The following is a 25,501-nucleotide window of genomic DNA, read 5'->3' on the forward strand; positions in this document are numbered from 1 at the left end:
AAGGGAAGTAGTATAAGCTTTTCGTGCAGTGGGACAACAAGTGAATATTTTATTTGCAGTATCAGAATGTGTACCATTTGTGAAATCGGGAGGATTAGCTGATGTAGCAGGTGCGCTCCCAAAAGAGCTAAAAAAATTAGGTGTGGAAGTTCGCATTATACTCCCGAATTATAGTCTTATTCCGCAAAAATTAAGGGACGGATGTACGCTACATAAAGTAATTAACGTCCCGCTTGGCTGGAGAAATCAATATTGTGGAATTTTAAAAGGTGAGCAAGACGGGATTACGTATTACTTAATAGATAATGAATATTATTTTAAGAGGGATTCTCTGTATGGTCATTATGATGATGGAGAGCGTTTTTCTTATTTCTCGAAAGCAGTATTAGAGTGTATTCCGCATCTTGATTTCGAAGTGGATGTTCTTCATAGCCACGATTGGCATACAGCCATGGTGAATTTTTTACTGCGTGAAAAGTATCAAGATAACCCGTTATATGAGCATATTAAAACGGTATATACGATTCATAACTTGCAGTTCCAAGGTGTATTTCCTCCTGAAGTGATGTACGACTTGTTAGAACTTGGTGATGAATATTTTCATAGTGAGCAGTTAGAGTTTTATGGAAATGTGAACTTTATGAAGGGCGGTATTATCGCTTCTGATCAAATTACAGCGGTTAGCCCGACATATAAAGAAGAAATTCAATATGAATTTTTCGGTGAGAAGTTAGATGGATTGTTGCGAAAATATAACGGTAAGCTTAGTGGCATTGTAAATGGAATTGATACGAGCGTATATAATCCAGAAACGGATTCGTATATTACTGCTCAGTACGATGCAGAGTCACTATATGAAAAAAGTGAAAATAAACGCGCATTGCAGCGTTATTTTGGTTTGCCAGAAAAAGAAGATACACCAATTATTTCAATGGTAACGAGATTAACGAAGCAAAAAGGTCTTGATTTAGTACGTACTGTATTCCGAGAAATAATGGAAGAAGATGTACAATGTATTATTTTAGGATCAGGTGATTCTGAATATGAACAATTCTTTGAGTGGATGGCATATGAGTATCCTGAGAAGGTAAAAGTGTATATCGGCTTTAATGAGGAGTTAGCGCACCAAGTGTATGCGGGAAGTGATTTATTTTTAATGCCATCACTGTTTGAGCCGTGTGGCCTTGGACAACTTATCGCATTAGCGTATGGTACGATTCCAATTGTAAGGGAAACAGGCGGATTAAATGATACGGTACAATCTTATGATGAAGAAACTGGAGAAGGAAATGGTTTCAGTTTCACGAACTTTAATGCACATGATATGTTGCACACGGTTCTTCGTGCAATTGAATTTTATCATGATAAACCGGTATGGGATCAGCTTGTAAAACAAGCGATGACTGAAGATTATAGCTGGGAGAAATCAGCTCTTGCTTATAAGAAATTGTATAAAAGTCTCATGGAATAACATGTAGGTGGTGAAGAAATGTTTACTCATGTTGAAAGTTTCAAATCAGCTTTTCTAGAAAAGTTAGAGACGATGTATGGTAAAAGTTTCAAAGACTCTACAACTCGTGATCAATACAATACGCTTGGGTACATGGTACGTGAGTATATGAATAGTCAATGGATTGCAACGAACGAAAGTTATCGATCTGGAGAGCGAAAGCAAATGTATTACTTATCCATTGAGTTTTTACTTGGACGTTTGCTTGGAAGTAACATATTAAATTTAGGTATCAGGGATGTATGTGAGCAGGGACTTTCTGAGCTTGGTATTTCTTTGCAACAGTTAGAAGAGGTGGAAGCAGATGCGGGTCTTGGAAATGGTGGACTTGGACGATTAGCAGCCTGTTTCCTTGATTCACTTGCATCTTTAAACTTACCAGGTCATGGCTGTGGAATTCGTTACAAACACGGCTTATTCGATCAAAAAATTGTGGATGGTTATCAAGTTGAGTTTCCAGAACAGTGGCTTCTTCATGAAAACGTATGGGAAGTAAGAAGGCATGATCAAGCTGTAGAGGTAAGTTATTTCGGCAATGTTGAACCACTCTATATTGATGGACGTTTAGAATTCAGGCATACGAATGCAGAAGTAATTATGGCAGTACCATATGACGTTCCAGTAGTAGGTTATGAGACGAGTACTGTAAATACACTTAGACTTTGGAATGCGGAACCAGTTCCTTTCCCGCAAAATTGCAAAGATATTTTGAAATATAAGCGTGAAACAGAGGCGGTATCGGAGTTTTTATATCCAGATGATACGCATGATGAGGGGAAAATACTTCGTTTGAAACAACAGTATTTCCTCGTATCAGCAAGCTTGCAAAATATCGTTCGTATGCATAGAGAAAGATATGGTGACCTTCGTCAATTACATGAGAAAATTGCGATTCATATTAACGATACACATCCAGTTTTGGCGATTCCAGAACTAATGCGTATTTTATTAGATGAGGAAAAACTAGCATGGGAAGAAGCTTGGCACATAACGACGCAAACGATTTCTTATACGAATCATACGACGTTATCAGAAGCGCTTGAGAAGTGGCCAATTCACATTTTTAAACCGTTATTACCGAGAATTTATATGATTATTGAAGAGATTAATGAACGTTTCTGTCATGAACTTTGGGAACGTTATCCGTATGAATGGCATCGTATTGAAGAGATGGCGATTATTGCGCATGATCTTGTGAAAATGGCTCATTTGGCAATTGTCGGTAGCCATAGTGTAAACGGTGTAGCAAAAATTCATACGGAAATTTTAAAACAACGTGAAATGCGATTGTTTTATGAGTTTTATCCAGATAAGTTTAATAATAAAACGAATGGAATCGCTCATAGACGCTGGTTAATGAAGGCGAATCCGCAGCTGACAAATCTTATTTCAGAGGCGATTGGAACAGAGTGGAAGAAAGCACCGATTAAGCTTCAAGAGCTACAATTAGTTCAATACGATGCGAGTTTCCAAGAGAAATTTGCAGAGGTAAAACGAGAGCGTAAAGAGATTTTAGCGGAGCGTATTCATAATACAATGGGGATTACAATTGATCCTAATTCTATTTTTGATGTGCAAGTAAAAAGACTACATGCTTACAAACGACAATTGTTAAACGTTCTTCATATTTTATATTTGTATAACCGTTTGAAAGAGGATGCTAGTTTTACATTTTATCCGCGTACTTTTATCTTTGGAGCGAAAGCATCACCTGGCTATTACTATGCGAAAAAGATTATTAAATTAATTAATGAACTCGCAAGAAAAGTGAATAATGATCCGTATGTAAGCCAGTATATGAAAGTTATCTTTCTAGAAAACTATCGAGTGTCTTTAGCGGAAGATATATTCCCAGCGGCCGATGTCAGTGAACAAATTTCAACAGCGAGTAAAGAAGCATCCGGAACAGGGAATATGAAATTTATGATGAATGGTGCGATTACGCTCGGCACGTTAGACGGAGCGAATATTGAAATAAAAGATAGAGTCGGTGAGGATAACTGTTTCATTTTCGGTTTAACGGCCGAAGAAGTTCTTCATTACTATCAAAATGGTGGATATCGTGCAAGTGATTATTATCACCACAATGGGCACATTAAAAAGGTAGTAGATCAGTTAACGAATGGTTTCTTTGCACAGTCGGGAGCTGAATTTGAAGCAATTTACGATTCTCTCGTTATTCAAAATGATGAATATTTCGTTCTGCGAGATTTTGGCCCATATGCGGAAAAGCAAGAAGCTGTTGGTAGAGCTTATGAGAACCGAACGGAGTGGCTCGAAATGTCGATTTTAAATATTGCACAATCTGGTCATTTTGCGAGCGATCGAACGATTTTACAGTATAGTAATGAGATTTGGGGTATTGGTAATACAGTTACGCAAATTTAAAGAGATTGCTAGGCCGGAAAAGGCTATATGAAATTTATATCGGCGATTTTTAAGATATACCGATTTACCGAAAAAAATTGAAATTAATAAATAAACCGAGCTTAATCTCATTAAGCTCGGTTTTCTTTTTTTGCTTAAGAAAGAAATGGGATAGCAGTATATATGATACCTGTTCCATCATATTCTCCTGTCGCAAAGTATGAAAATGTAAAGAAACCCGTCAACGAAAAAATTACAATGAGAAAAAGTGCAAAGATAAATTTTAGCATGTAAGGTCCCCTCATCCAAAAATAACTTCATATATTATTATAGTATAAGGATATTTAATTTCCAATTGTTTACTGGTTAAAAATGAGAGGTCAGACATGTTTTGTATGTTGTCATAGCATGATTATTTGTAATAGATTTTGTGTTTTTTGTAAAAGTCATGTTGTGATGAACGTGTGCATATTCCCAGTCTTGGTCATTAAAATTTATGTTTCGAGGAGGAAGAAGTGGAACGACATCAAATAAATTGACGAAACGAAAGCTACTAGCTACTTGCAGTTTATAATAATTCCGAAAGGCGATATCTCCCACTTTTGGGGAGGCAAATGTATACAGACCGTACTGTGCAAAGGCAGTGTTGATACGCGCATCGAGTATATGTAGTGTAGCGAGCGCGCCGCCTAAACTATGACCTGTTGCAAGAAGTTTCTTATGGGCTGGTAATGATACGAGCATATCCATAATAGAATCTCGGCAAGATTCATAAATGGAAAGAAAGCCGTTATGGACATTTCCGCTATTTAAAGCATATGGGTATGGTTTTTGGTTAACGAGTGAATCGATAATCCAGTCTGTATCTGTTTGTGTCCCGCGAAAAGCTACAATAACGGTATCCTCAGATTCTAGTATGAATCCGAACCATTCTGTCGTTTGAATGGTTTTTCCTTGAAAGCCTTGTACATATTGAAAACCATCTGGTATTTCGAAAATCCCATTTTGTTTATATTGTTCATATGTTAACTCACAACAAGAAGCTAACAGTATGGCAGTATCTTTATCAAAGGATAAAGGAGTACGCATTAAGGGAGCCTCCTTAAGAAAAGGTATAGTTCAATATATGCAGTGAGGGACTTGATTCATTCTTTTGGAGAGTTTTGAAAATGAGGCGTATACATTCAGTTACGTGATGGAAAAGAGTAAAAGTATAGTTTACCAAAATAAAAAGCGCCCCATAAGGGCACTTTTTACTCTTTTCCATCTAATAAACGACCAAGTCCACCTAAAACGCTACCTTCACCACTGCCTTGAGCAGCTGGGCTTGTCAGGCGTGCTGATAAGCGGCTAAGTGTTAAGGACTGGATCCAAACTGTTCCAGGGCCTTCTAACGTTGCGAAGAATAAACCTTCGCCGCCAAATAGAGCTGTTTTTACTTTTCCAACGAACTCGACATCGTAATTAACGTCTTTTGTCATGGCAACGAGACAACCTGTATCAATGCGAAGTTTTTCGCCAGGCTTTAATTCACGTTTGTATACAGTTCCGCCTGCGTGCATGAAAGCAAGTCCATCACCTTCAAGTTTTTGCATGATGAAACCTTCACCACCGAAGAAACCAGTTCCTATTTTTTTCGTAAACTCAATGCCGATAGAAACGCCTTTTGCGGCACAAAGAAACGCATCTTTTTGACAAACTACTTTCCCTTGATATTCTGTTAAATCTACAGGAATAATTTTACCCGGATAAGGAGCAGCAAAGGATACGTGACGCTTGCCGTGACCTGTATTTGTAAATACAGTCATAAACATGCTTTCACCTGTAACGAGACGCTTACCAGCGCCCATTAACTTTCCGAATAAACCTCCAGATGGTCCAGAACCATCCCCGAAGATTGTTTCCATTTCGATGTAATCTTCCATCATCATCATTGCGCCAGCTTCTGCGATAACGCTTTCTTCTGGGTCTAACTCAATTTCAACAAACTGCATATCATCGCCGTATAATTTATACTCGATTTCATGTGCTTGCATTTTTTTCACCTCATAAATATGTAGTAATTATATTGTACAGAAATTATTAGAATTAGAACACTATAGTTTTGTTAATTTTCCAATAAAATATGAATATGGAAATTCAACATTATATTAAAATTATAAAAAAATGATGGAATGAAAGTGTTCTCATTTGACGTTTTTGATATAGCGTGATATAGTGAAGTCACTATTGAGCTACATAATGTGGTACGGAAATAAAGCACGTTGAATTAAAGGCTGTAAGCTTGTTATACATTCATGTCCTTTATATCCACCTTTTCATGTGGATTCATAGTTTCATTTTTATTTAGGAGGTACATGACATGCAAACAGGTAAAGTTAAATGGTTCAACAGCGAAAAAGGTTTCGGTTTCATCGAAGTTGAAGGTGGAGACGATGTATTCGTTCACTTCTCAGCTATCCAAGGTGACGGATTCAAAACTTTAGAAGAAGGTCAAGAAGTTTCTTTCGAAATCGTTGAAGGTAACCGTGGACCACAAGCTGCTAACGTTACAAAAAACTAATTAGCTAGCGATAAAAAGCATTCCGATTTTCGGAATGCTTTTTTTTATTCTTTAGGACTCGATTCATTTGAAGATAATTCGCCCTTAAAGGTGCGGTCTTCAAAGTCATCAAGCATTTGCTCATATTCTTCATGTTCTTCCGTAGCGAAAACTTGCGGATTTTTTCCATACATATCTGTACCGATAAAGTTTTCGAAATCCTCTACGTAGCCTACGTTTTCTTCGCTATTTACGTACATGCCATTATAGTTTTTCGAATCTTGTCTTTCTAAATCAGATGGTGTTTCAGATGTTCCGTAATTGGCAACATCTTGCCATGCATCTTCTGCATCGTATTCAACAGAACGATCTTCATCATGTTTGTGGAAAGAAGGAGACAGCACTTCTTCTTCAACTGGTCGCGTATTCATATTTAACTTATTTGTCGCGTGCTGGATGCATGTTGTAGCGGTTGGCATTGCTTCTAATCTTTCAAATGGAATTTCTTCGCCAGACACTTCGCAAATGCCGTACGTACCCGCTTCTATTTTCTGCAAGGCATGTTTCGTATCCTCTAGCTGTTTATGCCAAAGTTCAATAAGCCCGAAGTCTTTTTCACGCTCATATAGCTCTGTTGCCATATCAGCCGGATGGTTATCGTAGCTAGATAATTCTCCAACAGATTCACGTTCAGATGCACGATCTTCATTTTCGTGTGTTTGTATCGTTTGCTCTAGTTCTTGTTTTTGTTTTTCTAAAACGGATTTAAATTGATTTATTTGTTGTGGAGTTAACATAGTCGTCCACCTTCCTACAATTCAGTTTCTTTACATAGTATGAGCGTTGCGAGTAGGAATTATGAGCTGAAATTGGTATATAAAAAGGAGCCGCATTAGCAGCTCCTTTTAAAGGAAATATCCAAGCAATAATCCGATTCCCATGAGGAGACCGAAGATTGTATTTGTTTTTGCTGTTGCTATCATCGCAGGTACCATTTCCATTGGAATGCTTTTGCCGATAAAGCCTTTCGTCGCTTTAAATGCTTTCGGTGCACTTAAAAATACGATAAGCATCCATGGTGATACGATGCCCACGATAATTAAAGCAATTGTCCAAATGTAGGAAACGATGAACATAGAAGCAAGTACACCAACCGCTCGCTCGCGTCCAACAAGAATGGCTAACGTTTTACGACCGTTTTCTTTATCACCATCTAAGTCACGGATGTTATTAGCTAGTAAAATGGCACCAATTAAAATCGAGCTTGGAATAGATAGTAAAACGACTTCTGATGTTACAGTTCCAGTTTGGATAAAGAATGAAATCCCAATAATAATGACACCCATAAATAATCCGGCTGTTAACTCTCCAAATGGTGTATAGGCAATTGGAAGTGGACCGCCTGTATAAAGATAAGCAACGGCCATACAAACAAGACCGATTGCAGCAAGCCACCAGCTAGAATTCATACAAATATAAACACCTAATAGTATTGCGATGCCGAAAAATCCAAATGCTAAGTTAAGTACTGTTTTTGGCTGAATGCCATCGCGAACGATAGCGCCGCCGATACCGACTGAACCTTCGTGATCAAGTCCTCTTTTATAATCAAAGTATTCATTAAACATGTTTGTTGCTGCCTGAATGAGAAGACAAGCAAGAAGCATTATAAGGAAAAGAGGGAGATGTATTTGATTTATACCTCCGACCTGCATTGCATAGGCTGTTCCGATGAAAACAGGAACGAAAGCTGCTGTTAATGTATGGGGACGTAGTAAACTCCACCAAATGCGCCAGCCTGTTTGCTTGCTTGGCTTTGGCGCCGTAGGAGAGGAATTCGTTTCGACGTTCATTTCCATGTTGAATCCTCCTTTGGTCACATATTGTACACAACTAAGTGTAGAAAAAGCATCATTTAGTGTCAACGTTTATTTTCTAGGAAGAGAAGGTGAATTTCTCAGAAATGCTAAACGTTGACAGGCCTTTCGTTTGAGGTGTATCTTAAAATCAAGCGTAATTATGACTATTTTTCGCCCATAGGGGGGAGACAATTGTGATTCAAACGAAACAAATAGGCTTGCAAGAAGTTCTAAGTGCGGCCATTAAGCGTGCAACTGATGAAAAAATATTGGTGAGCTTCGTAAAACAAATAGACTGGATGGATCCGCTTCTGTTTTATGCAGCAGGAAAAAGGATTGCATTCGAAAATAGATGTTATTTTGCAGACCCAGCGCAGCATGTAATATTTGCTGGAATTGGCTCTGTTTTCACTATAGCAACTGCTTCTCACAAACGCTTTCAAACTGCTCGTGACGAGTGGGATAAAGTAAAAGAGAAAGCATTTGTACAAAGGGAAAAATACGAGTTTGGAACAGGTCCTCTTTTATTTGGTGGATTTTCATTTGACCAAGAAAAAGAGAAAACAGATTTATGGAAAGAATTTGATGATACGACATTTTCACTACCAGCATTTTTATTAACGGTAAAAAATGAAAAAGCATGGTTAACAATGAATACATTCGTTTCAGCAACAGATTGTGCAGAAACTCTTTATAACGAAATTGTTTCTTTAGAAGAGAAAATTTTTGAGGAGAGTAAATGTGCACTAGAAGGATCAAAATTAACAGTTACTTCTAAAGTAGAAGTGGATCCGAAAGGCTGGATGAAGGCCATTGAGAAAGTGCAAGATGAGATGAAGCAGGGGAACGTGCAGAAGGTTGTATTAGCGAGGGAGCTAAAAGTAGAGATGGATCATCATATTGATTCTGCTCTTGTTTTAGAAGCACTTCGCATTGGGCAACCAGATTGTTACGTATTTTCTTTTGATTATAAAGGAGCATGCTTCTTAGGGGCGACGCCAGAGAGATTAATTCGCAAAGAAGATGAGAAGTTTACTTCGATGTGTCTTGCTGGTTCAACTGGTCATGGTCAATCTATAGAAGAAAGTAAGCGAAATAGTAATGCGCTTCTTCATGATGAAAAGAATTTAGCTGAACACGGTTATGTTGTGAATATGATCAGGTCGGTATTAAATGAGCACTGCAAATACGTTAATATTCCGGAAAGTCCAGGTCTATTAACAACGAAAAACTTAATTCATTTATATACGCCTGTAGAGGCAAAAGGCGACGCGAGTCTTTTAACGATGGTAGAAGAATTACATCCAACACCAGCTCTTGGCGGAACACCTCGTTTAGAAGCGATGAAACTAATTCGTGATGTTGAATTGTTAGACAGAGGATTATATGGTGCACCGATTGGCTGGATAGATGATGAAGGAAATGGTGAATTTGCGGTTGCACTTCGCTGCGGATTATTAAATGGCGAGAAAGCATCCTTATTTGCCGGTTGCGGGATTGTAATTGATTCAGTACCGCAACTTGAATATGAAGAAACAAGTTTGAAGTTTAGACCGATGCTTGGTGCTTTGGAGGAATTAATGAAATGAACAATCATATAGAAGCATTATCATATTATTTAGGCGCGTTCGTGGATGAACTGACGCGTCTAAATGTATGTGATGTTGTCATTAGTCCAGGCTCACGGTCAACGCCGATTGCTCTACTAATGGAACAACACGAAGGAATGAACACATATTTACATGTAGATGAAAGATCTGCAGGATTTTTTGCGCTCGGTATCGCAAAAGCGAAAAAACGTCCAGTTGCATTATTATGTACGTCAGGAACGGCAGCAGCGAACTACTATCCAGCTGTATGTGAAGCTTTCCATTCACGAGTACCGCTTATCGTCTTAACGGCAGATAGACCGCATGAATTAAGAGATGTCGGTGCACCACAAGCGATGAATCAATTTAATTTATACGGTACGTTTGTGAAGCAATTTACAGAGATGGCACTTCCAGAAGCGAGTGAAGCGATGTACCACTATGCTCGCATGACAACGCAGCGCATGATAGCAAGTGCTTGTTTAGCGCCGCAAGGACCTGTTCATCTTAATTTTCCGGTTCGCGAACCGCTTATCCCGGACTTCTCATTAGAAAGTTTATGGGATAAAGGACGCGGAGAATATACAGGAGTAGTTCAGCGAGGGAACGCGGTGATGCCGAGTGAATATGTAGATTCTCTTGTAGGGCGCCTTTCACATATGGAAAAGGGGCTTATTATTTGTGGAGATGATAGTCATTCAGAAATCGCAACGTTTGCAACGCAACTAGCTGAAAAAACGGGATATCCAATATTAGCGGATCCACTTTCTAACATTCGTAGCGGACACCATGATAAAACGATGGTAATCGACTGTTACGATACATTTTTACGCAATGAATTGTTAAAAGAAACGTGGAAGCCGGACGTTTTAATTCGCTTCGGTGGTATGCCTGTTTCAAAAGCATTAACGCAGTTCATCAAAAAACAAACGAAAGCTGTTCATATCGTAGTTGACGAATCTGGACAATGGAGAGATCCAGCTCTCGTTGCAACAGAAGTTGTCCAAGCGAGTGATATTGCATTTTGCAGTGCACTAATAGAAAAAATGCCAGTTATGAAAAAGAATGATTGGTCCCAAATGTGGCAACATATAAACGAAAAAACGAAGGAAGCACTTCGTGAAATGGAAACATATGATACGGCATTTGAAGGAAGAGTCATTACAGATATTGTCCGCGTATTACCAGAAGGGGCAACGTTATTTGCAAGTAATAGTATGCCAATTCGTGATACAGATTCTTTCTTCTTCACATCGGATAAAGACATTCAAGTAATGGCAAATCGCGGTGTAAATGGGATTGATGGGATCATTTCGACAGCTTTAGGAGCGAGCATGATTTGCGATCCGCTCGTATTAGTAATCGGTGATTTATCATTCTATCACGATTTAAATGGACTACTAGCCGCAAAATTACATGAATTAAATATAACAATTGTCGTTGTAAATAATGACGGTGGTGGTATTTTCTCATTCTTACCGCAATATGAGAAAAAGGAGCACTTCGAATCATTATTCGGAACTCCAATTGGGCTTGATTATGAGCATGTTGTTACAATGTATGGCGGTTCATTTAGCCGTGTAAATGGTTGGGAGCAATTCCGTGAAGAAGTACAAAAGGGAGCAACGACAGAAGGTTTACACGTTGTGGAAATTTGTACGAACCGTGATGAAAACTTAACATTGCACCGTACGTTATGGGCAAAAACACAGGACGTAATTACTACATCGTTGCAAGGTGAATCAAAATGAACGTAACGCTGCAAGGTGTATCGTATGAATATGAAGTAGTCGGAAGCGGAGAACCACTTCTACTTCTTCATGGTTTTACGGGAAGCATGGAAACGTGGCGTTCATTCGTTCCTTCTTGGAGCGAGCAATTTCAAGTTATTTTAGTAGACATTGTTGGGCACGGAAAAACAGAAAGCCCTGAAGATGTGACGCATTATGATATTCGAAATGCAGCATTGCAAATGAAAGAACTACTAGATTTCCTTCATATTGAAAAAGCGCACATACTCGGCTATTCAATGGGCGGTAGACTGGCGATTACGATGGCATGTCTATATCCAGAATATGTACGTTCTCTTTTATTAGAAAATTGTACAGCTGGTCTTGAAAGTGAAGATGAGCGGGAAGAACGTCGTGAAAAAGACGAGCGACTTGCCGATAAAATCGAGCGAGAAGGCATCGAAAGTTTTGTATCGATGTGGGAAAATATTCCGCTGTTTGAAACGCAAAAAAGTTTAGCACAAAACGTACAAGAAGCAGTGCGAAAAGAACGACTTGCTAACAATTCAAAAGGACTTGCAAATAGCTTGCGCGGCATGGGAACAGGGGCTCAGCCTTCATGGTGGAATGAGCTGCAAAACTTAAAAATGCCTGTTCTTTTAATGAACGGTGAGCATGATGAAAAGTTCTTTCGCATATTAAAAAATATCGAAAAATGCGTCTCTGACGCGAAATTTGTCAAAATTGATGGTGCTGGCCATGCAATTCATGTGGAACAACCGGAAAAGTTTGATACAATAGTAAAGGGATTTCTAAAAACTATGCAGTGATGCTTTTTTCAATTAAGAATGAAGTTACACTTATAGAGGAGATCAGAAATATACAAGGAGGTAGTTGTAATGGCTATTGAATGGGTAAAAGAAGGCAATTACGAAGATATTATTTATTCAACATACAATGGTATCGCAAAGATTTCGATTAACCGCCCTGAAGTACATAACGCATTCCGTCCTAAAACGGTAATGGAGTTAATCGACGCTTTTGCACATGCTCGTGATGATGCAAATGTTGGCGTTATCATTTTAACAGGTGAAGGTGGACGTGCATTCTGTTCTGGCGGCGACCAAAAAGTTCGCGGTCATGGTGGATATGTAGGTGACGACCAAATCCCACGTCTAAACGTATTAGACTTACAACGTCTAATTCGCGCAATTCCTAAACCAGTTATCGCAATGGTAGCAGGTTATGCAATTGGTGGAGGACACGTACTTCATATCGTATGTGACTTAACAATCGCTGCAGACAACGCTGTATTCGGACAAACAGGTCCTAAAGTAGGAAGCTTTGACGGTGGATACGGAGCTGGTTACTTAGCTCGTATGGTAGGCCACAAGAAAGCTCGCGAAATTTGGTACCTATGCCGTCAATACAGTGCTCAAGAAGCGCTTGATATGGGCTTAGTAAACACAGTAGTACCATTAGAAGAACTTGAAGCAGAAACAGTACAATGGGCACAAGAAATTTTAGCAAACAGCCCAATGGCACTTCGTTTCCTAAAAGCTGCATTCAACGCAGACACAGACGGTCTAGCTGGTATTCAACAACTAGCTGGAGATGCAACGTTATTGTACTACACAACTGACGAAGCAAAAGAAGGTCGCGACGCGTTCAAAGAAAAACGCCGTCCGGACTTCGGTCAATTCCCTCGTTTCCCGTGATCAAACCAAAAGCGGAGCCGACTGTTTAGCCTCGTAGGAAGGCGTGAAACGACCGACTGTTCTAGCCGCTGTAGCTGGATGAAACCAAAAGCGAAAGCGGTTCGTCCAGAGTGTGAGATGGAAACAAAACAACTAAGAGACTTGATGTCATATCAAGTCTCTTTCTTTCATGAAAGGAGAATGAGTGATGGAGACGATGCCAAATTGGTTAATGCAACGTGCATTTTTAACACCAGATCGCACTGCAATTGAAATAGAGGAAGAGAAAGTTACTTTTATGCTGCTACATGAAAAAGTAGTATCTGTTTGTGAACACCTCACACATATAGGAGTGAAGCGGGGGCAAAAGGTGGCTGTTCTGATGAAAAATGGTATGGAGATGATTACAGTTATTCACGCCCTATCTTACGTAGGTGCAGTAGCTGTGCTTTTAAATACGCGTCTTTCAAGAGAAGAGCTACTTTGGCAAATGGATGATGCTGAAGTTATTTGTTTAGTGACGGATCAAGATTTTGATGCTAAAGATGTTCCTGTATATTCATTCGTAGAGGTGATGAATGGACCGAAGGCGGAGGCCTCTATACAAGAAGAGTTCTCTTTAGAAGAAGCGATGACGATTATTTATACGTCTGGGACGACAGGCAAACCGAAAGGCGTTATTTTAACGTACGGCAATCATTGGGCAAGCGCGGTTGGTTCTTCGCTTAATTTAGGGCTTCGTGATGATGATTGTTGGTTAGCTTGTATGCCGATGTTCCACGTTGGCGGGCTATCTCTTTTAATGAAAAATATTATGTACGGCATGCGCATTTTACTCGTTCCGAAATATGATGCTGATTTTATTCATAAAGCACTTCAAACGAGAGGGGTAACAATTATCTCTGTCGTTTCTAAAATGTTAACTGATTTATTAGAGAGACTTGGGGCAGAGACATATCCACCTTCTTTAAGATGCATGTTACTTGGCGGAGGACCAGCGCCGAAACCGTTATTAGAAACGTGTGTTGATAAAGGGATTCCTGTATATCAAACGTACGGTATGACAGAAACGTCTTCGCAAATTTGTACGTTATCCGCAGATTATATGTTAACGAAAGTAGGGTCAGCTGGAAAACCACTATTCCAGTGCCAACTGCGTATTGAAAAAGATGGCGTAGTAGTGCCGGCGTTTACAGAAGGCGAGATCGTAGTAAAAGGACCGAACGTAACAGGGGGTTACTTTAACCGTGAAGATGCGACGCGCGAAACAATTCAAAACGGATGGCTTCATACTGGTGACCTCGGTTATTTAGATGAAGAAGGATTTTTATACGTATTAGATCGCCGCAGTGATTTAATTATTTCTGGCGGAGAGAATATATATCCGGCTCAAATTGAAGAAGTGTTGCTTTCTCATCCGGCGGTAGCGGAAGCTGGTGTTGTCGGTATGACTGATGATAAATGGGGACAAGTACCCGCTGCTTTTGTTGTAAAAAGTGGAGAGGTAACAGAAGAAGAAATTCTTCACTTTTGCGAAGAGAAATTAGCGAAATATAAAGTGCCGAAAAAAGCTTGTTTCTTAGAGGAATTACCACGAAATGCTTCGAAAAAATTGTTAAGACGAGAGTTAAGACAATTAGTGGAGGAGATGTAAGTGGAGATAAAAAAAGCGACACTTCATATAACGGAAATGCCACTCGTCATCCCGTTTGCTGCAAGCTACGGAACGTATGAAAAGCGTGAAAGTATCGTCATTGAATTAGAAGATGAGGACGGGTACATTGGATTTGGCGAAGTCGTTGCATTTTCTGAACCTTGGTATACGGAAGAAACAGTGAAGACGGCGCTACATGTACTGCAAGACTTTTTATTACCAGATTTATTAAAGGCTGAAATTTCTCATCCGAATGAAGTGCCGAGTTTGTTCCAGCATATAAAAAGAAACCGAATGGCAAAGGCAGGAATTGAAGGGGCTGTTTGGAATTTATATGCGAAGCGTCAAAACAAATCGCTAGCGACAGTGCTTGGCGGAATGAAGGCTGAAATTGAAGTTGGTGTTGTAATTGGGCTTAATACGATTCCAGTTATGCTAAAACAAATCGAGAAGTACGCGGAAGAAGGATACGAGCGTTTTAAAGTGAAAATAAAGCCAGAGCATGATTATGAGTTATTGAAAGAAATTCGTAAAGAGTTTCCGCATATCCCGTTAATGGCTGATGCAAATTCAGCGTATACATTAGCGGATACAGAGAGTCTAAAACGACTAGATGAATTCCAATTGATGATGATTGAGCAACCGCTAGCGGATTACGATTTTCTTGATCATGCACAGTTGCAAAAGAAAATAGAAACGCCAATTTGTTTGGACGAAAGTATCCATAGTTTAGAAGATGCGCGTGTTGCGATTACACTTGGCAGTTGCCAAATCGTTAACATTAAACCAGGGCGAGTAGGCGGATTAACAGAATCAATCCAAATCCATAATTATTGTATGGAGCATAACATACCAGTTTGGTGCGGCGGTATGGTAGAGATGGGGATTTCACGAGCACAAAATGTTGCCCTCGCCTCATTGCCGAACTTTACGATTCCAGGCGATATATCCGCTTCTAGTAGACATTGGGAGAAGGATATTATTTCGCCGGAAGTGATGCTTGAGGGAGGGAAAGTGATGGTGCCGCAAAGCGTTGATACTGAGTATGAGGTAGATCGCGGAAGGCTGGCGGAAATCACGAAGCAGCGGATTGTTTTTGAGCGGTAGGTTGAGTCTTTAAAATAGTGGGCGAATTTCGTCGTTAATTGTCGGTAAGTCGATATTCCTTGTCGAAACGTCGATATATTAAAAAAATCGTCGATATAATTCAAGTTGTGTTCGATATATTTGGAAAATCGTCGATATAATTTCATTTACTAAGGTTACTCCCGCGAGTAACCTTTTCGCATTGTACAAATTGCATAGACTAGTTTACAATCGAGCGTATAAAGGGGGAGTAAAATGAAGCGCATTTCCATTTTAATAGCGGATGATGAGGCAGAAATTGCTGATTTAATTGAGATACATTTAGAAAAAGAAGGGTACCACGTCGTAAAGGCAGCGGACGGGGAAGAGGCAGTTCATATTATTGAAACGCAGCCAATCGACTTAGTGGTTTTAGATATTATGATGCCGAAAATGGATGGGTATGAAGTGACGCGTCAAATTCGCGCGAAGCACCATATGCCAATCATTTTCTTAAGTGCGAAAACGTCTGATTTTGATAAGGTGACAGGTCTTGTATTAGGTGCAGATGATTATATGACGAAACCTTTTACACCGATTGAATTAGTTGCACGTGTAAATGCACAATTACGTAGGTTTCTTACGTTAAATCAGCCGAAAGTAGCGGAGAATAAATCTGCTTTAGCGATAGGCGGGGTCGTGATTGATCCTGAGCGAAGAACAGTAAATGTGTACGGAGAACAAGTTGAATTAACACCGAAAGAGTTTGATATTTTATATTTATTAGCGAGTCACCCGAAGAAAGTATACAATGTGGAAAATATTTTTCAGCAAGTATGGGCAGATGATTATTATGAAGGCGGAAATACAGTTATGGTACATATTCGTACGTTGCGGAAAAAACTTGGGGAAGATAAAAGAAAAGATAAGCTAATAAAAACAGTGTGGGGAGTAGGGTATACTTTCAATGGATAACATGATGAAAAGCTTTCGATTTAAAATGATTGCCTTATTTGCGTTAAGTATGGTGCTCGCTGCAACTGTAACTTATATAATTTATAAAGGATTGCAGTTGTATTATAAAACGATGGTTCGCTATGAAGAGCCTTTAGCACAATTTAGGTCAATCGTAAGGGAATTTGGAGATATTAACTTCTTTTTAATTTTCTTTATCCCGTTGTCTATTATCTTTTTCTTCTTTTTGACAAAACCGTATTTAAAGTATTTTAGTGAGATTTCTAACGGGATTCATCATCTTGCGAACGGTAACTTTACGAATAGAGTTCAAGTTTCATCAAATGATGAATTTGGAGACATCGCACGTGAAATAAATGTTGCGAGTGAAAAGTTAAAAGAAGCGGTGGAAAGAGGAGACTTTGCGGAAAGTAGTAAAGACCAGCTTATTGTTAACTTAGCTCACGATTTAAGAACGCCGTTAACATCTGTTTTAGGTTATTTAGATTTAATTCTTAAAGATGAGAATTTAACAAAAGAACAAATTAAACATTTCTCCACAATTGCATATACGAAATCACAAAGGCTTGAAAGCTTAATTGATGAATTATTTGAAATTACACGTATGAATTATGGCATGTTACAACTAAATAAAAAGCCGATTGATATAAGTGAGCTGCTTATACAGCTAGATGAGGAATTGTATCCGTTACTAGAAAAACACCATTTAGAAGCTAGATTGAATGTTGATCCTCATTTGCCGATTAACGGTGATGGAAAATTGTTAGCTAGAGTATTTGAAAACTTGTTAACAAATGCTGTTCGATACGGATATGATGGGCAATTTGTTGATCTGAATGGGTATATCGATAATGGAGAAGTTGTCGTACAAGTTATGAATTACGGAGATAGCATTCCAGAAGAAGACCTACCGTATCTTTTTGATATGTTTTATACAGGTGATAAAGCGAGGTCAGAGAACCGTGGCGGGACGGGCCTTGGGCTATTTATTGCAAAAAATATTATCGAGCAGCATAACGGTACGATTTCTGCTGAAAGTAATGTAGTTAGAACAATGTTTGAAGTGCGATTGCCAAAAGACGAAAACGTAACAATTTAATAAAAATTTAAACTTTACCCCACTTTTTATTTTAATAGTTTTTTCTATTCTATACGTAAGTTACGTTAAGGAGGAACTAGAAATGAAAAAGTGGGTATTTATTTCTTTTTTTATAGCGTGCACAGTATGTGTAGGCGTTTATATATCACCGTTATTTCAAAAGGAAATCGACGTTAAAATTGTCGAGAAAGATGAGCTAGTAAAGGCAGCAAATACCGAGGAGAAAGAGATTACGAAGGAACAAGTTTATAAGGGCGATTTATTATTAGTTAACAGGGATTATCCAGTTAAAAAAGATAGTATTAGGTCTGATATTATAAATGTAAATCATAATAGTGAATTAGTGAGAGGCTACGTAATATTTGATAGAAACCTTCGTTTATCAAAAAATGTTGTAAAAAAGTTTTTGAACGTTGTCGATGCAGCTGGAAAAGATGGCGTACAACATTTCTTAATGAATAGCGGCTATCGAGATTTCCAAGAGCAAAGACAGCTATATGAAAAAATGGGATCTGATTATGCACTCCCAGCAGGATATAGTGAACATAATTTAGGGTTATCACTGGACGTTGGTTCAACGCAAAAGAAAATGGAAAAAGCGCCTGAAGGAAAATGGATTGAAGAGAACGTATGGAAGCACGGCTTTGTTTTACGCTATCCGAAAAATAAAAGTAACATTACAGGCATTCAATATGAGCCGTGGCACATCCGTTATGTCGGCCTACCTCATAGTGCAATTATGCAAAAAAAGAAAATTACATTAGAGGAATACTTAGATTTCTTAAAAGAGCAAAAAGAAATCACAACCGATGTGGAAGGTAAGGAATATACGGTTTCTTATTATAAAGTTTCCGGAAACATGAAAGTGAATGTTCCGGTGAATAAGCAGTATGAAATTTCGGGAAACAATATGGATGGGGTTATTGTGACGGTTCAGGAATAGAAAAAGAGGTTGTTCCGCTTTGGAGCGACCTTTTCGTATATAAGAAAGGGATCGATATTTCTTGTAGAATCGTTGATATATTGTGAGTTACGATAGATATATTCGAAAAATCGTTGATATAATTTCCTGTACTATCAGCCTTTTGGGGAGTATTTTACTCTTAAACATTATAACGTTATATTTACTTCTGCCTTTTTTTGTGTTACGCTAAACGTGTGAAAGAGATATAAAAAATGAAATTTTAATGTAAGCGTATTCTTATGGCTTCTTATAGAAAAGGGTGGAAGTACAATGACAGAACGATTCGTACTACGTAATGTGAAACGTGTGAACGGGGAAGAGATTGACATTGTAATTGAAAATAATAAAATCGCACAGGTGACGAAAGCTGGTGCTGGCGAGGGTGGAAAGATTCTTGATTACTCAGGTACTTACGTATCGAGTGGTTGGATTGATTTACATGTTCATGCTTTTCCAGAGTTTGATCCGTATGGCGATGAGGTGGATGAAATTGGCGTTAAGCAAGGGGTAACGACAATTGTTGATGCGGGTAGCTGCGGAGCTGATCGTATTGCAGATTTAGTAAAAAGTAGAGAGCAGGCGAAAACGAATTTATTTGCCTTTTTAAATATTTCTCGCATCGGTTTGAAACGAATTGATGAATTATCCAATATGGAATGGATCGATAAAGAGAAAGTAATAGAAGCAGTAGAAAAGTATAAAGATGTAATCGTTGGGTTAAAGGCGAGAATGAGTAAAAGCGTCGTTTGTGATAGTGGAATTGAACCGCTGCATGTAGCGCGCTCTTTATCCCGTGAAACATCATTACCGATTATGGTACATATCGGTTCAGCTCCTCCTCGCATTGAGGAAGTTGTACCTCTTTTAGAAAAAGATGATGTTATTACACATTACTTAAACGGGAAAGAAAATAATTTATTTGATGAAGAAGGCAAACCGTTACCTGTGTTACTAGATGCAGTGAATCGCGGTGTTCATTTAGATGTTGGGCATGGTAATGCTAGTTTTTCTTTTAAAGTAGCAGAGGCAGCAAAGCGTCACGATATTGCCTTTAATACAATTAGTACAGATATTTACCGGAAGAATCGTGTGCACGGTCCCGTGTATAGTATGGCTCACGTTCTTTCGAAATTCCTTTACTTAGGTTATCCGCTAGAAGAAGTGATTGATGCGGTTACGAAACATGCGGCAGAATGGCTTAAGAAACCTGAACTTGGCCGCATTCAAGAAGGAGATATTGCAAATTTAACTTTATTTACGGTGAAAGATGAGAAGATTACGTTAATTGATTCAGAAGGGGATCAGCGCGTTGCTGAAAGAAGGATTGATACGAAAGGGGTTGTAATCAATGGGTCATTCATTGAATGCTAAGTACGGATTAAAAAGAGTGATTAATGCGAGCGGTAGAATGAGTATTTTAGGTGTATCCGCTCCGACAGATACAGTTATGGATGCAATGAAACATGGGGGACAAAATTATGTGGAAATTGCTGATTTAGTAGATAAAGCAGGAGACCATATTGCGAGAATTCTAGATGCAGAGGCAGCGGTTGTTGTGAATTCAGCATCGAGCGGAATTGCGCTTTCTATCGCAGCAATTGTGACAGAAGGAAATCGTCGTAAAAGTGAAAGACTTCATCAAGAGGTCATCGCGAAAAACGAAGTAATTATGTTAAAAGGTCATAACGTTCAGTATGGTGCTCCTGTTGAAACGATGATTTACTTAGGCGGAGGAAAACTTGTAGAAGTTGGCTACGCAAATGAAGGGAAAGCAGAGCATATTGAAGATGCAATTGGTGAAAATACAGCAGCCATTCTTTATGTAAAATCACATCATGCCGTGCAAAAAAATATGATTTCTGTTGAAGAAGCATGGGAAGTTGCGCAGCGAAATAATGTACCACTTATCGTCGATGCGGCAGCTGAAGAAGATATTCAAAAATATGTGAAGTATTCAGACCTTGCCATTTATAGCGGTTCAAAAGCAATTGAAGGACCTACTTCTGGTATTGTTGGCGGGAAACGAAAATATATTGAGTGGCTGAAAGTGCAATTACATTGCATCGGAAGAAGTATGAAAGTTGGGAAAGAAACAACATTTGGTTTACTTCAAGCGCTTGATGAGTACGGAGTAAAAGAAGATAAGAGCGAGCAAGAAAAAGAGTTGTTACAAGTACTTATGCCGCTAAAAGAATTAAACGGTGTAAATGTAACGATCGTTCAAGATGAAGCGGGAAGAGCAATCTTTAGAGCACGTATTCATATTAACGAAAAAGAGTTAAATAAATCGGCAAAAGACGTTGTGGCGGCATTACGCGACGGGGAAATCGCGATTTATACACGTGATTACGGAGTAAGACAAGGATTCTTTGATATTGATCCACGTCCACTTCAAGGTGATGACATACATGTGATCGAAGAAAAATTGAGAGAAATTGTAGGGGGAAACTAAAATGACAAACATTCAAAAGCGTTTTTATAAAGGCCGCGTAGCATTAAATGTATTAGCGAACAATATCGAAAATGCAAAAGATATTTTTGAAGCAGCAGAAGGTTATGTAGTAGTAGGCGTATTATCAAAAGATTATCCAACAGTAGAAGAAGCAGTTACAGCGATGAAAGCATACGGAAAAGAAATTGATGACGCTGTATCGATCGGACTAGGAGCAGGAGATAATCGCCAAGCAGCAGTTGTAGCTGAAATTGCGAAACATTATTCTGGTAGCCATATTAACCAAGTGTTCCCTTCAGTTGGAGCGACACGTGCAAATCTTGGCGGAAAAGATAGCTGGATTAATAGTTTAGTATCGCCAACAGGAAAAGTAGGGTACGTAAATATTTCTACTGGTCCAATTAGTGCAGCTGGAGAAGAAAAAGCAATCGTTCCAATTAAAACAGCGATCGCACTTGTACGTGATATGGGCGGAAATTCATTGAAATACTTCCCAATGAAAGGGCTAGCCCATGAAGAAGAATATCGTGCAGTTGCGAAAGCTTGTGCAGAAGAAGGATTCGCATTAGAACCAACGGGCGGAATCGATAAAGAAAACTTTGAAACAATTTTACGTATTGCGCTTGAAGCTAACGTGGAGCAAGTGATCCCGCACGTGTACTCTTCTATTATTGATAAAGAAACTGGTAACACGAAAGTAGAAGATGTGCGTGAATTATTAGCAGTCGTGAAGAAGTTAGTTGATCAATATGCGTAAGAAAATTGCAGCATTCGGCGAAGTAATGATGCGCCTGCAAGTACCAGGATATGAATTGTTATCGCAAGCTAATACATTAAAATACTCATTTTCTGGTACAGGTGTGAACGTTGCTGCAGCACTTTCTCATCTCGGGCATGAAGGGCTTCTTATTTCAACTTTACCGGAAAATTCGGTTGGAGATGCTGCATTATCTTACATTCAAAAATTAGGCGTGCAAACCTCGCTTGTTTCAAGAGGCGGTAAATATGTCGGCATGTACTTTTTAGAAAATGGATTTGGCGCACGTGCAAGCCGCGTTACATATTCGAATCGATTAGAAAGTAGCTTTAATACGGCATGTGAAGAAATGTATCAATTTGAAGAAATCGCGAAGGAAATTGATATTGTTCATTTTTGTGGGATTACACTTGCGATGAATGACACGGTGCGCCATCATATGAAATCTTTAGCGAAAGCTGTTAAAGAAAACGGAGGCACTGTCGTTTTTGATTGTAACTATCGTCCATCTCTTTGGGGAGAAGACGGATATGAACAGGCGAAACCGCATTATGAAGAAATGCTGGCTCTTGCTGATATCGTTATGATGAACGAAAAAGATGCGATGTTCGTTCTTGGGATGAAAACAGAAGAGACAGAGCGAGAGGAGCAACTTGTGGACCTTATTCCACAAGTTGCTGAAACGTATCATATCGCTACAATTGCTGGTACACATCGCTCTATTAATAGCGATAATACACACTCGCTTCGCGGATTTATATGTAAAGATGGTACGTTCACTTTTGCAAAAACACTTACGTTTTCTGTATATGATAGAATAGGTGCTGGAGATGCTTATACGAGCGGGATTATTCATGGCGAGATAGAAGAGTTTGCACCAGAGAAAGCTGTTTCATTTGCGTCAGCAGCTGGAATGCTTGCACATACAATCGTCGGTGATACGCCAATGTCATCAGAGAAGGATATACTTCGGGCAATGACGGCATCAGTAGGTGATGTAGAAAGGTAGTGGGTGTAACGGTGAACGTAACGAGGAAAAAAGGACCATTATATTTACAAATAAAAAACATTATTCGTGATCGAATATTGCATGGTGTATATGCAATTCATACAAATATTCCTTCCGAACCACAGTTAGAAGAAGAGTTCAAAGTGAGCAAAATTACAGTACGAAATGCGATTAAAGAACTCGCTCAAGAAGGATATTTGGAAAAGAAAAGCGGTAAAGGAACGAAAGTTATCCGTAACACTTCTGCGACAAAACTGTCAAAGGGTAAGAAATTTACTGAAGTGTTAGTGGAAGAAGGATATAAAGTACAAAAGAAATTGCTAACAGCAGAAATCGTTCAGAATGAAGAAGGAACAGTGCCATTTCGATTATTCGGTAAAGAGAGTTTTCGTATTGAACGTTTATATACGTTAAATGATGCACCGTACATTCATTATACGCACTATTTCTCAGCACACATGGCAAGTACAGATTTATCGGATTTTGATTTGCAATCGCTTTACGATTTAGTCGAGGACCGGGGCATTCATTTAGAAAACTTCAGAGATGAATTTGCTGTTGGCCTTGCGCCTAGTTTCGTTGCCGAAGCGTTAGGTGAAAAAGAGGGGAGAGCGCTATTAAAACGTATGCGCTATTCTTACGATGAAGTTGGCGAAGTAATTGAATATAGCGAGGGCTACTACAATACAGAAATGCAGCATTATGTAGTGAATTATGACGTATAAAAAGAGGGTATTCGCCCTCTTTTTTTATAAAGTAAGGGGAATGAAAAATGGATATATACTTATTAATCGTCACGTTACTTGCAATTGCGATTGTTATTTTAGGGGTATCATGGTGGAAATGGCATGCATTTATTAGTTTAACAGTTGCGAGTTTATTTTTAGCTATTATGTCTGGACTGAACTTAACGAAGATAGTAACTGCCTATGAAACTGGTGTTGGTAGTGTACTAGGGCATTTAGTTGGTATTTTAGCTCTCGGTACAATTTTAGGAAAAATGATGTCCGATTCAGGGGCCGGCATGCAAGTGGCAGATTTCTTTATTCGATTTTTCGGCGTAAAAAAATTACCTTGGGCTATGTTATTTGCAGGGTTTGTTATAGGAATTCCCGTCTTTTTTGAAGTAGGGATTGTCATTTTATTACCACTTGTTATTTCAATTCGAAAAACAACGAAACAAAACATATTATTAATTGCTTTACCTGTCATTGCTGGGTTATCTATTGTTCACGGGCTCGTGCCACCACATCCAGGGGCGATGACAGCAATCGGTATTTATAACGCGAACTTAGGAAAAGTACTTTTATATTCATTACTTATCGCGTTACCAACAGCTATTATCGCAGGACCGATATTTGCAAAGTGGGTACATAAAAGGGTTATACCTGAAAATGAACCAGAGCTTATTCGAGTTACGACTGTCTCAACTGATTTACCGAGTCGTAAAGTTTCATTCTTTATTATTTTATTACCAGTTGTATTGATGATTTTATCGGTCGTTGCACCATATATTTCATTACCGAAAAAGATGACTGAATTTTTTGTATTTATCGGAAGTCCAGTAATTGCTTTACTTATTTCATGTTTCGCAGCATTTTATTTACTTGGAATAAGACAAGGAATTAATAAAAAGATGATTAAAAAATTAACAGACGAAAGTTTATTACCGGTCGGTTCCATTATTTTAATTATCGGTGCAGGCGGTGGATTTAAACAAATATTAATTGAAAGCGGTGTTGGAACGGCGATCGCGCAAATGGCAGAACATATATCGTTATCACCAATCGTATTAGCTTTCATGGTAGCTGGATTAATTCGAATTGCAACAGGTTCAGCGACAGTAGCATTAACGACAGCAGCAGGAATTGTTTCACCAGTTATTCAGCACATGTCTGGTGTGAATTTAGAATTGCTCGTTATAGCAACTGGAGCAGGTTCATTAATGTTTTCTCACGTAAATGATGCAGGATTCTGGCTTGTAAAAGAGTATTTAGGTTTGACGGTGAAGGAAACGTTTAAAACGTGGACGGTACTGGAGACATTGTTATCATTTATCGCATTTGGTTTTGCGCTTTTATTGAATATGTTTCTTTAGGAGATACCTTAACTGGTATCTTTTTTTTGATCAAGCTCAATTCCTAAAACAAGCCCGTTTTTAAGTAAGCCAAGCTTCCTATTCGCCCTGAAAACATACTATAAATGGAATCCCCTCATTTAGAGCAAGGTGAA

The 25,501-nt window shown here is 38.8% G+C and carries 23 protein-coding genes; 18 read left to right on the top strand and 5 right to left on the bottom strand.

The features are described from left to right. Positions 1–40 precede the first annotated feature (40 nt). On the top strand, positions 41–1,471 hold the full coding sequence (gene glgA, locus MR147_RS23990) for a glycogen synthase GlgA (RefSeq protein ID WP_074606163.1): 1,431 nt from the start codon (positions 41–43) through the stop codon (positions 1,469–1,471). Between the two features lie 18 nt (positions 1,472–1,489). Beyond that, positions 1,490–3,898, top strand: coding sequence for a glycogen phosphorylase (glgP, locus tag MR147_RS23995; RefSeq protein ID WP_242304797.1), 2,409 nt, complete (start codon positions 1,490–1,492; stop codon positions 3,896–3,898). 134 nt (positions 3,899–4,032) lie between these two features. On the opposite strand, the gene MR147_RS27075 is transcribed toward glgP, so the two are convergent. The 3 genes from MR147_RS27075 to MR147_RS24005 form a co-directional block, all read right to left on the bottom strand. Further along, the gene (locus MR147_RS27075; protein ID WP_033694819.1) at positions 4,033–4,167 is read right to left on the bottom strand and encodes a hypothetical protein; all 135 of its coding nucleotides are present in this window, start codon (positions 4,165–4,167) and stop codon (positions 4,033–4,035) included. Between the two features lie 76 nt (positions 4,168–4,243). Further along, positions 4,244–4,966 carry a lipase family protein gene (locus MR147_RS24000; protein ID WP_001260123.1) on the bottom strand — a complete coding sequence of 241 codons (723 nt, stop codon included), beginning with the start codon at positions 4,964–4,966 and terminating at the stop codon, positions 4,244–4,246. 164 nt (positions 4,967–5,130) lie between these two features. Then, entirely contained in the window at positions 5,131–5,913 is a 783-nt protein-coding gene (locus tag MR147_RS24005; RefSeq protein WP_001147838.1) for a TIGR00266 family protein, read from the bottom strand. A 326-nt stretch (positions 5,914–6,239) separates the two neighbouring features. Here MR147_RS24005 and cspD point away from each other — a divergent pair, with 326 nt between their 5' ends. After that, entirely contained in the window at positions 6,240–6,440 is a 201-nt protein-coding gene (gene cspD, locus MR147_RS24010; protein WP_001193054.1) for a cold-shock protein CspD, read from the top strand. Positions 6,441–6,484: 44 nt separating this feature from the next. Here cspD and MR147_RS24015 read toward each other — a convergent pair whose 3' ends face one another. Together MR147_RS24015 and MR147_RS24020 are read right to left on the bottom strand one after the other, a co-directional pair. Beyond that, positions 6,485–7,216 carry a yteA family sporulation protein gene (locus MR147_RS24015; protein ID WP_242304798.1) on the bottom strand — a complete coding sequence of 244 codons (732 nt, stop codon included), beginning with the start codon at positions 7,214–7,216 and terminating at the stop codon, positions 6,485–6,487. Between the two features lie 108 nt (positions 7,217–7,324). Beyond that, the gene (locus MR147_RS24020) at positions 7,325–8,278 is read right to left on the bottom strand and encodes a 1,4-dihydroxy-2-naphthoate polyprenyltransferase (protein WP_000425747.1); all 954 of its coding nucleotides are present in this window, start codon (positions 8,276–8,278) and stop codon (positions 7,325–7,327) included. Between the two features lie 194 nt (positions 8,279–8,472). Between MR147_RS24020 and MR147_RS24025 the strand changes: the two genes are divergently transcribed. The 15 genes from MR147_RS24025 to gntP all read left to right on the top strand — a co-directional run bounded on the left by MR147_RS24025 (position 8,473) and on the right by gntP (position 25,367). Further along, a complete protein-coding gene (locus tag MR147_RS24025) occupies positions 8,473–9,867 on the top strand; it encodes an isochorismate synthase (RefSeq protein WP_074606153.1) in 1,395 nt (464 codons plus the stop codon). Further along, the gene (menD, locus tag MR147_RS24030) at positions 9,864–11,618 is read left to right on the top strand and encodes a 2-succinyl-5-enolpyruvyl-6-hydroxy-3-cyclohexene-1-carboxylic-acid synthase (RefSeq protein ID WP_074606151.1); all 1,755 of its coding nucleotides are present in this window, start codon (positions 9,864–9,866) and stop codon (positions 11,616–11,618) included. Before MR147_RS24025 ends, menD begins: the two co-directional genes overlap by 4 nt. Further along, on the top strand, positions 11,615–12,427 hold the full coding sequence (gene menH / locus MR147_RS24035; RefSeq protein ID WP_074606150.1) for a 2-succinyl-6-hydroxy-2,4-cyclohexadiene-1-carboxylate synthase: 813 nt from the start codon (positions 11,615–11,617) through the stop codon (positions 12,425–12,427). Before menD ends, menH begins: the two co-directional genes overlap by 4 nt. A 69-nt stretch (positions 12,428–12,496) precedes the next feature. Then, positions 12,497–13,315, top strand: coding sequence for a 1,4-dihydroxy-2-naphthoyl-CoA synthase (menB, locus tag MR147_RS24040; protein WP_000963878.1), 819 nt, complete (start codon positions 12,497–12,499; stop codon positions 13,313–13,315). A gap of 187 nt (positions 13,316–13,502) precedes the next feature. Further along, complete coding sequence (locus MR147_RS24045) at positions 13,503–14,948, top strand: o-succinylbenzoate--CoA ligase (protein ID WP_139302687.1); 1,446 nt, start codon at positions 13,503–13,505, stop codon at positions 14,946–14,948. Then, complete coding sequence (gene menC / locus MR147_RS24050; protein ID WP_242304799.1) at positions 14,949–16,055, top strand: o-succinylbenzoate synthase; 1,107 nt, start codon at positions 14,949–14,951, stop codon at positions 16,053–16,055. Between the two features lie 234 nt (positions 16,056–16,289). Further along, positions 16,290–16,988 carry a response regulator transcription factor gene (locus tag MR147_RS24055; RefSeq protein WP_200730837.1) on the top strand — a complete coding sequence of 233 codons (699 nt, stop codon included), beginning with the start codon at positions 16,290–16,292 and terminating at the stop codon, positions 16,986–16,988. Continuing rightward, entirely contained in the window at positions 16,981–18,087 is a 1,107-nt protein-coding gene (locus MR147_RS24060; protein ID WP_242304800.1) for a HAMP domain-containing sensor histidine kinase, read from the top strand. Before MR147_RS24055 ends, MR147_RS24060 begins: the two co-directional genes overlap by 8 nt. 82 nt (positions 18,088–18,169) lie before the next feature. Next, a complete protein-coding gene (locus MR147_RS24065; protein ID WP_242304801.1) occupies positions 18,170–19,030 on the top strand; it encodes a M15 family metallopeptidase in 861 nt (286 codons plus the stop codon). Between the two features lie 291 nt (positions 19,031–19,321). Then, positions 19,322–20,422, top strand: coding sequence for an amidohydrolase/deacetylase family metallohydrolase (locus MR147_RS24070; RefSeq protein ID WP_074606141.1), 1,101 nt, complete (start codon positions 19,322–19,324; stop codon positions 20,420–20,422). Then, positions 20,400–21,503: a DgaE family pyridoxal phosphate-dependent ammonia lyase gene (locus tag MR147_RS24075; RefSeq protein ID WP_242304802.1), complete on the top strand. Its 1,104-nt coding sequence runs from the start codon at positions 20,400–20,402 to the stop codon at positions 21,501–21,503. Before MR147_RS24070 ends, MR147_RS24075 begins: the two co-directional genes overlap by 23 nt. Before the next feature lies 1 nt (position 21,504). Then, on the top strand, positions 21,505–22,260 hold the full coding sequence (gene dagF / locus MR147_RS24080; protein ID WP_000181920.1) for a 2-dehydro-3-deoxy-phosphogluconate aldolase: 756 nt from the start codon (positions 21,505–21,507) through the stop codon (positions 22,258–22,260). Beyond that, positions 22,253–23,269 carry a sugar kinase gene (locus tag MR147_RS24085; protein WP_074606137.1) on the top strand — a complete coding sequence of 339 codons (1,017 nt, stop codon included), beginning with the start codon at positions 22,253–22,255 and terminating at the stop codon, positions 23,267–23,269. Before dagF ends, MR147_RS24085 begins: the two co-directional genes overlap by 8 nt. Further along, positions 23,269–23,994, top strand: a complete 726-nt coding sequence (locus tag MR147_RS24090) for a GntR family transcriptional regulator (protein ID WP_074606135.1) — start codon at positions 23,269–23,271, stop codon at positions 23,992–23,994. Before MR147_RS24085 ends, MR147_RS24090 begins: the two co-directional genes overlap by 1 nt. A gap of 47 nt (positions 23,995–24,041) precedes the next feature. Continuing rightward, positions 24,042–25,367, top strand: coding sequence for a gluconate permease GntP (gntP, locus tag MR147_RS24095; protein ID WP_074606133.1), 1,326 nt, complete (start codon positions 24,042–24,044; stop codon positions 25,365–25,367). The last annotated feature ends 134 nt before the right edge of the window (positions 25,368–25,501 follow it).

The organism is Bacillus cereus group sp. BfR-BA-01350, assembly GCF_022663775.1.
GTDB lineage: Bacteria > Bacillota > Bacilli > Bacillales > Bacillaceae_G > Bacillus_A > Bacillus_A paranthracis.

Excerpts from the sequence above, each read along its gene's own strand:
- glgP (WP_242304797.1), top strand. The coding sequence starts at position 1,490 with ATGTTTACTCATGTTGAAAGTTTCAAATCAGCTTTTCTAGAAAAGTTA.
- MR147_RS27075 (WP_033694819.1), bottom strand. The coding sequence starts at position 4,167 with ATGCTAAAATTTATCTTTGCACTTTTTCTCATTGTAATTTTTTCGTTG.
- MR147_RS24000 (WP_001260123.1), bottom strand. The coding sequence starts at position 4,966 with ATGCGTACTCCTTTATCCTTTGATAAAGATACTGCCATACTGTTAGCT.
- MR147_RS24005 (WP_001147838.1), bottom strand. The coding sequence starts at position 5,913 with ATGCAAGCACATGAAATCGAGTATAAATTATACGGCGATGATATGCAG.
- cspD (WP_001193054.1), top strand. The coding sequence starts at position 6,240 with ATGCAAACAGGTAAAGTTAAATGGTTCAACAGCGAAAAAGGTTTCGGT.
- MR147_RS24015 (WP_242304798.1), bottom strand. The coding sequence starts at position 7,216 with ATGTTAACTCCACAACAAATAAATCAATTTAAATCCGTTTTAGAAAAA.
- MR147_RS24020 (WP_000425747.1), bottom strand. The coding sequence starts at position 8,278 with ATGGAAATGAACGTCGAAACGAATTCCTCTCCTACGGCGCCAAAGCCA.
- menD (WP_074606151.1), top strand. The coding sequence starts at position 9,864 with ATGAACAATCATATAGAAGCATTATCATATTATTTAGGCGCGTTCGTG.
- menH (WP_074606150.1), top strand. The coding sequence starts at position 11,615 with ATGAACGTAACGCTGCAAGGTGTATCGTATGAATATGAAGTAGTCGGA.
- menB (WP_000963878.1), top strand. The coding sequence starts at position 12,497 with ATGGCTATTGAATGGGTAAAAGAAGGCAATTACGAAGATATTATTTAT.
- MR147_RS24045 (WP_139302687.1), top strand. The coding sequence starts at position 13,503 with ATGGAGACGATGCCAAATTGGTTAATGCAACGTGCATTTTTAACACCA.
- MR147_RS24055 (WP_200730837.1), top strand. The coding sequence starts at position 16,290 with ATGAAGCGCATTTCCATTTTAATAGCGGATGATGAGGCAGAAATTGCT.
- MR147_RS24060 (WP_242304800.1), top strand. The coding sequence starts at position 16,981 with ATGGATAACATGATGAAAAGCTTTCGATTTAAAATGATTGCCTTATTT.
- MR147_RS24065 (WP_242304801.1), top strand. The coding sequence starts at position 18,170 with ATGAAAAAGTGGGTATTTATTTCTTTTTTTATAGCGTGCACAGTATGT.
- MR147_RS24070 (WP_074606141.1), top strand. The coding sequence starts at position 19,322 with ATGACAGAACGATTCGTACTACGTAATGTGAAACGTGTGAACGGGGAA.
- MR147_RS24075 (WP_242304802.1), top strand. The coding sequence starts at position 20,400 with ATGGGTCATTCATTGAATGCTAAGTACGGATTAAAAAGAGTGATTAAT.
- dagF (WP_000181920.1), top strand. The coding sequence starts at position 21,505 with ATGACAAACATTCAAAAGCGTTTTTATAAAGGCCGCGTAGCATTAAAT.
- MR147_RS24085 (WP_074606137.1), top strand. The coding sequence starts at position 22,253 with ATGCGTAAGAAAATTGCAGCATTCGGCGAAGTAATGATGCGCCTGCAA.
- gntP (WP_074606133.1), top strand. The coding sequence starts at position 24,042 with ATGGATATATACTTATTAATCGTCACGTTACTTGCAATTGCGATTGTT.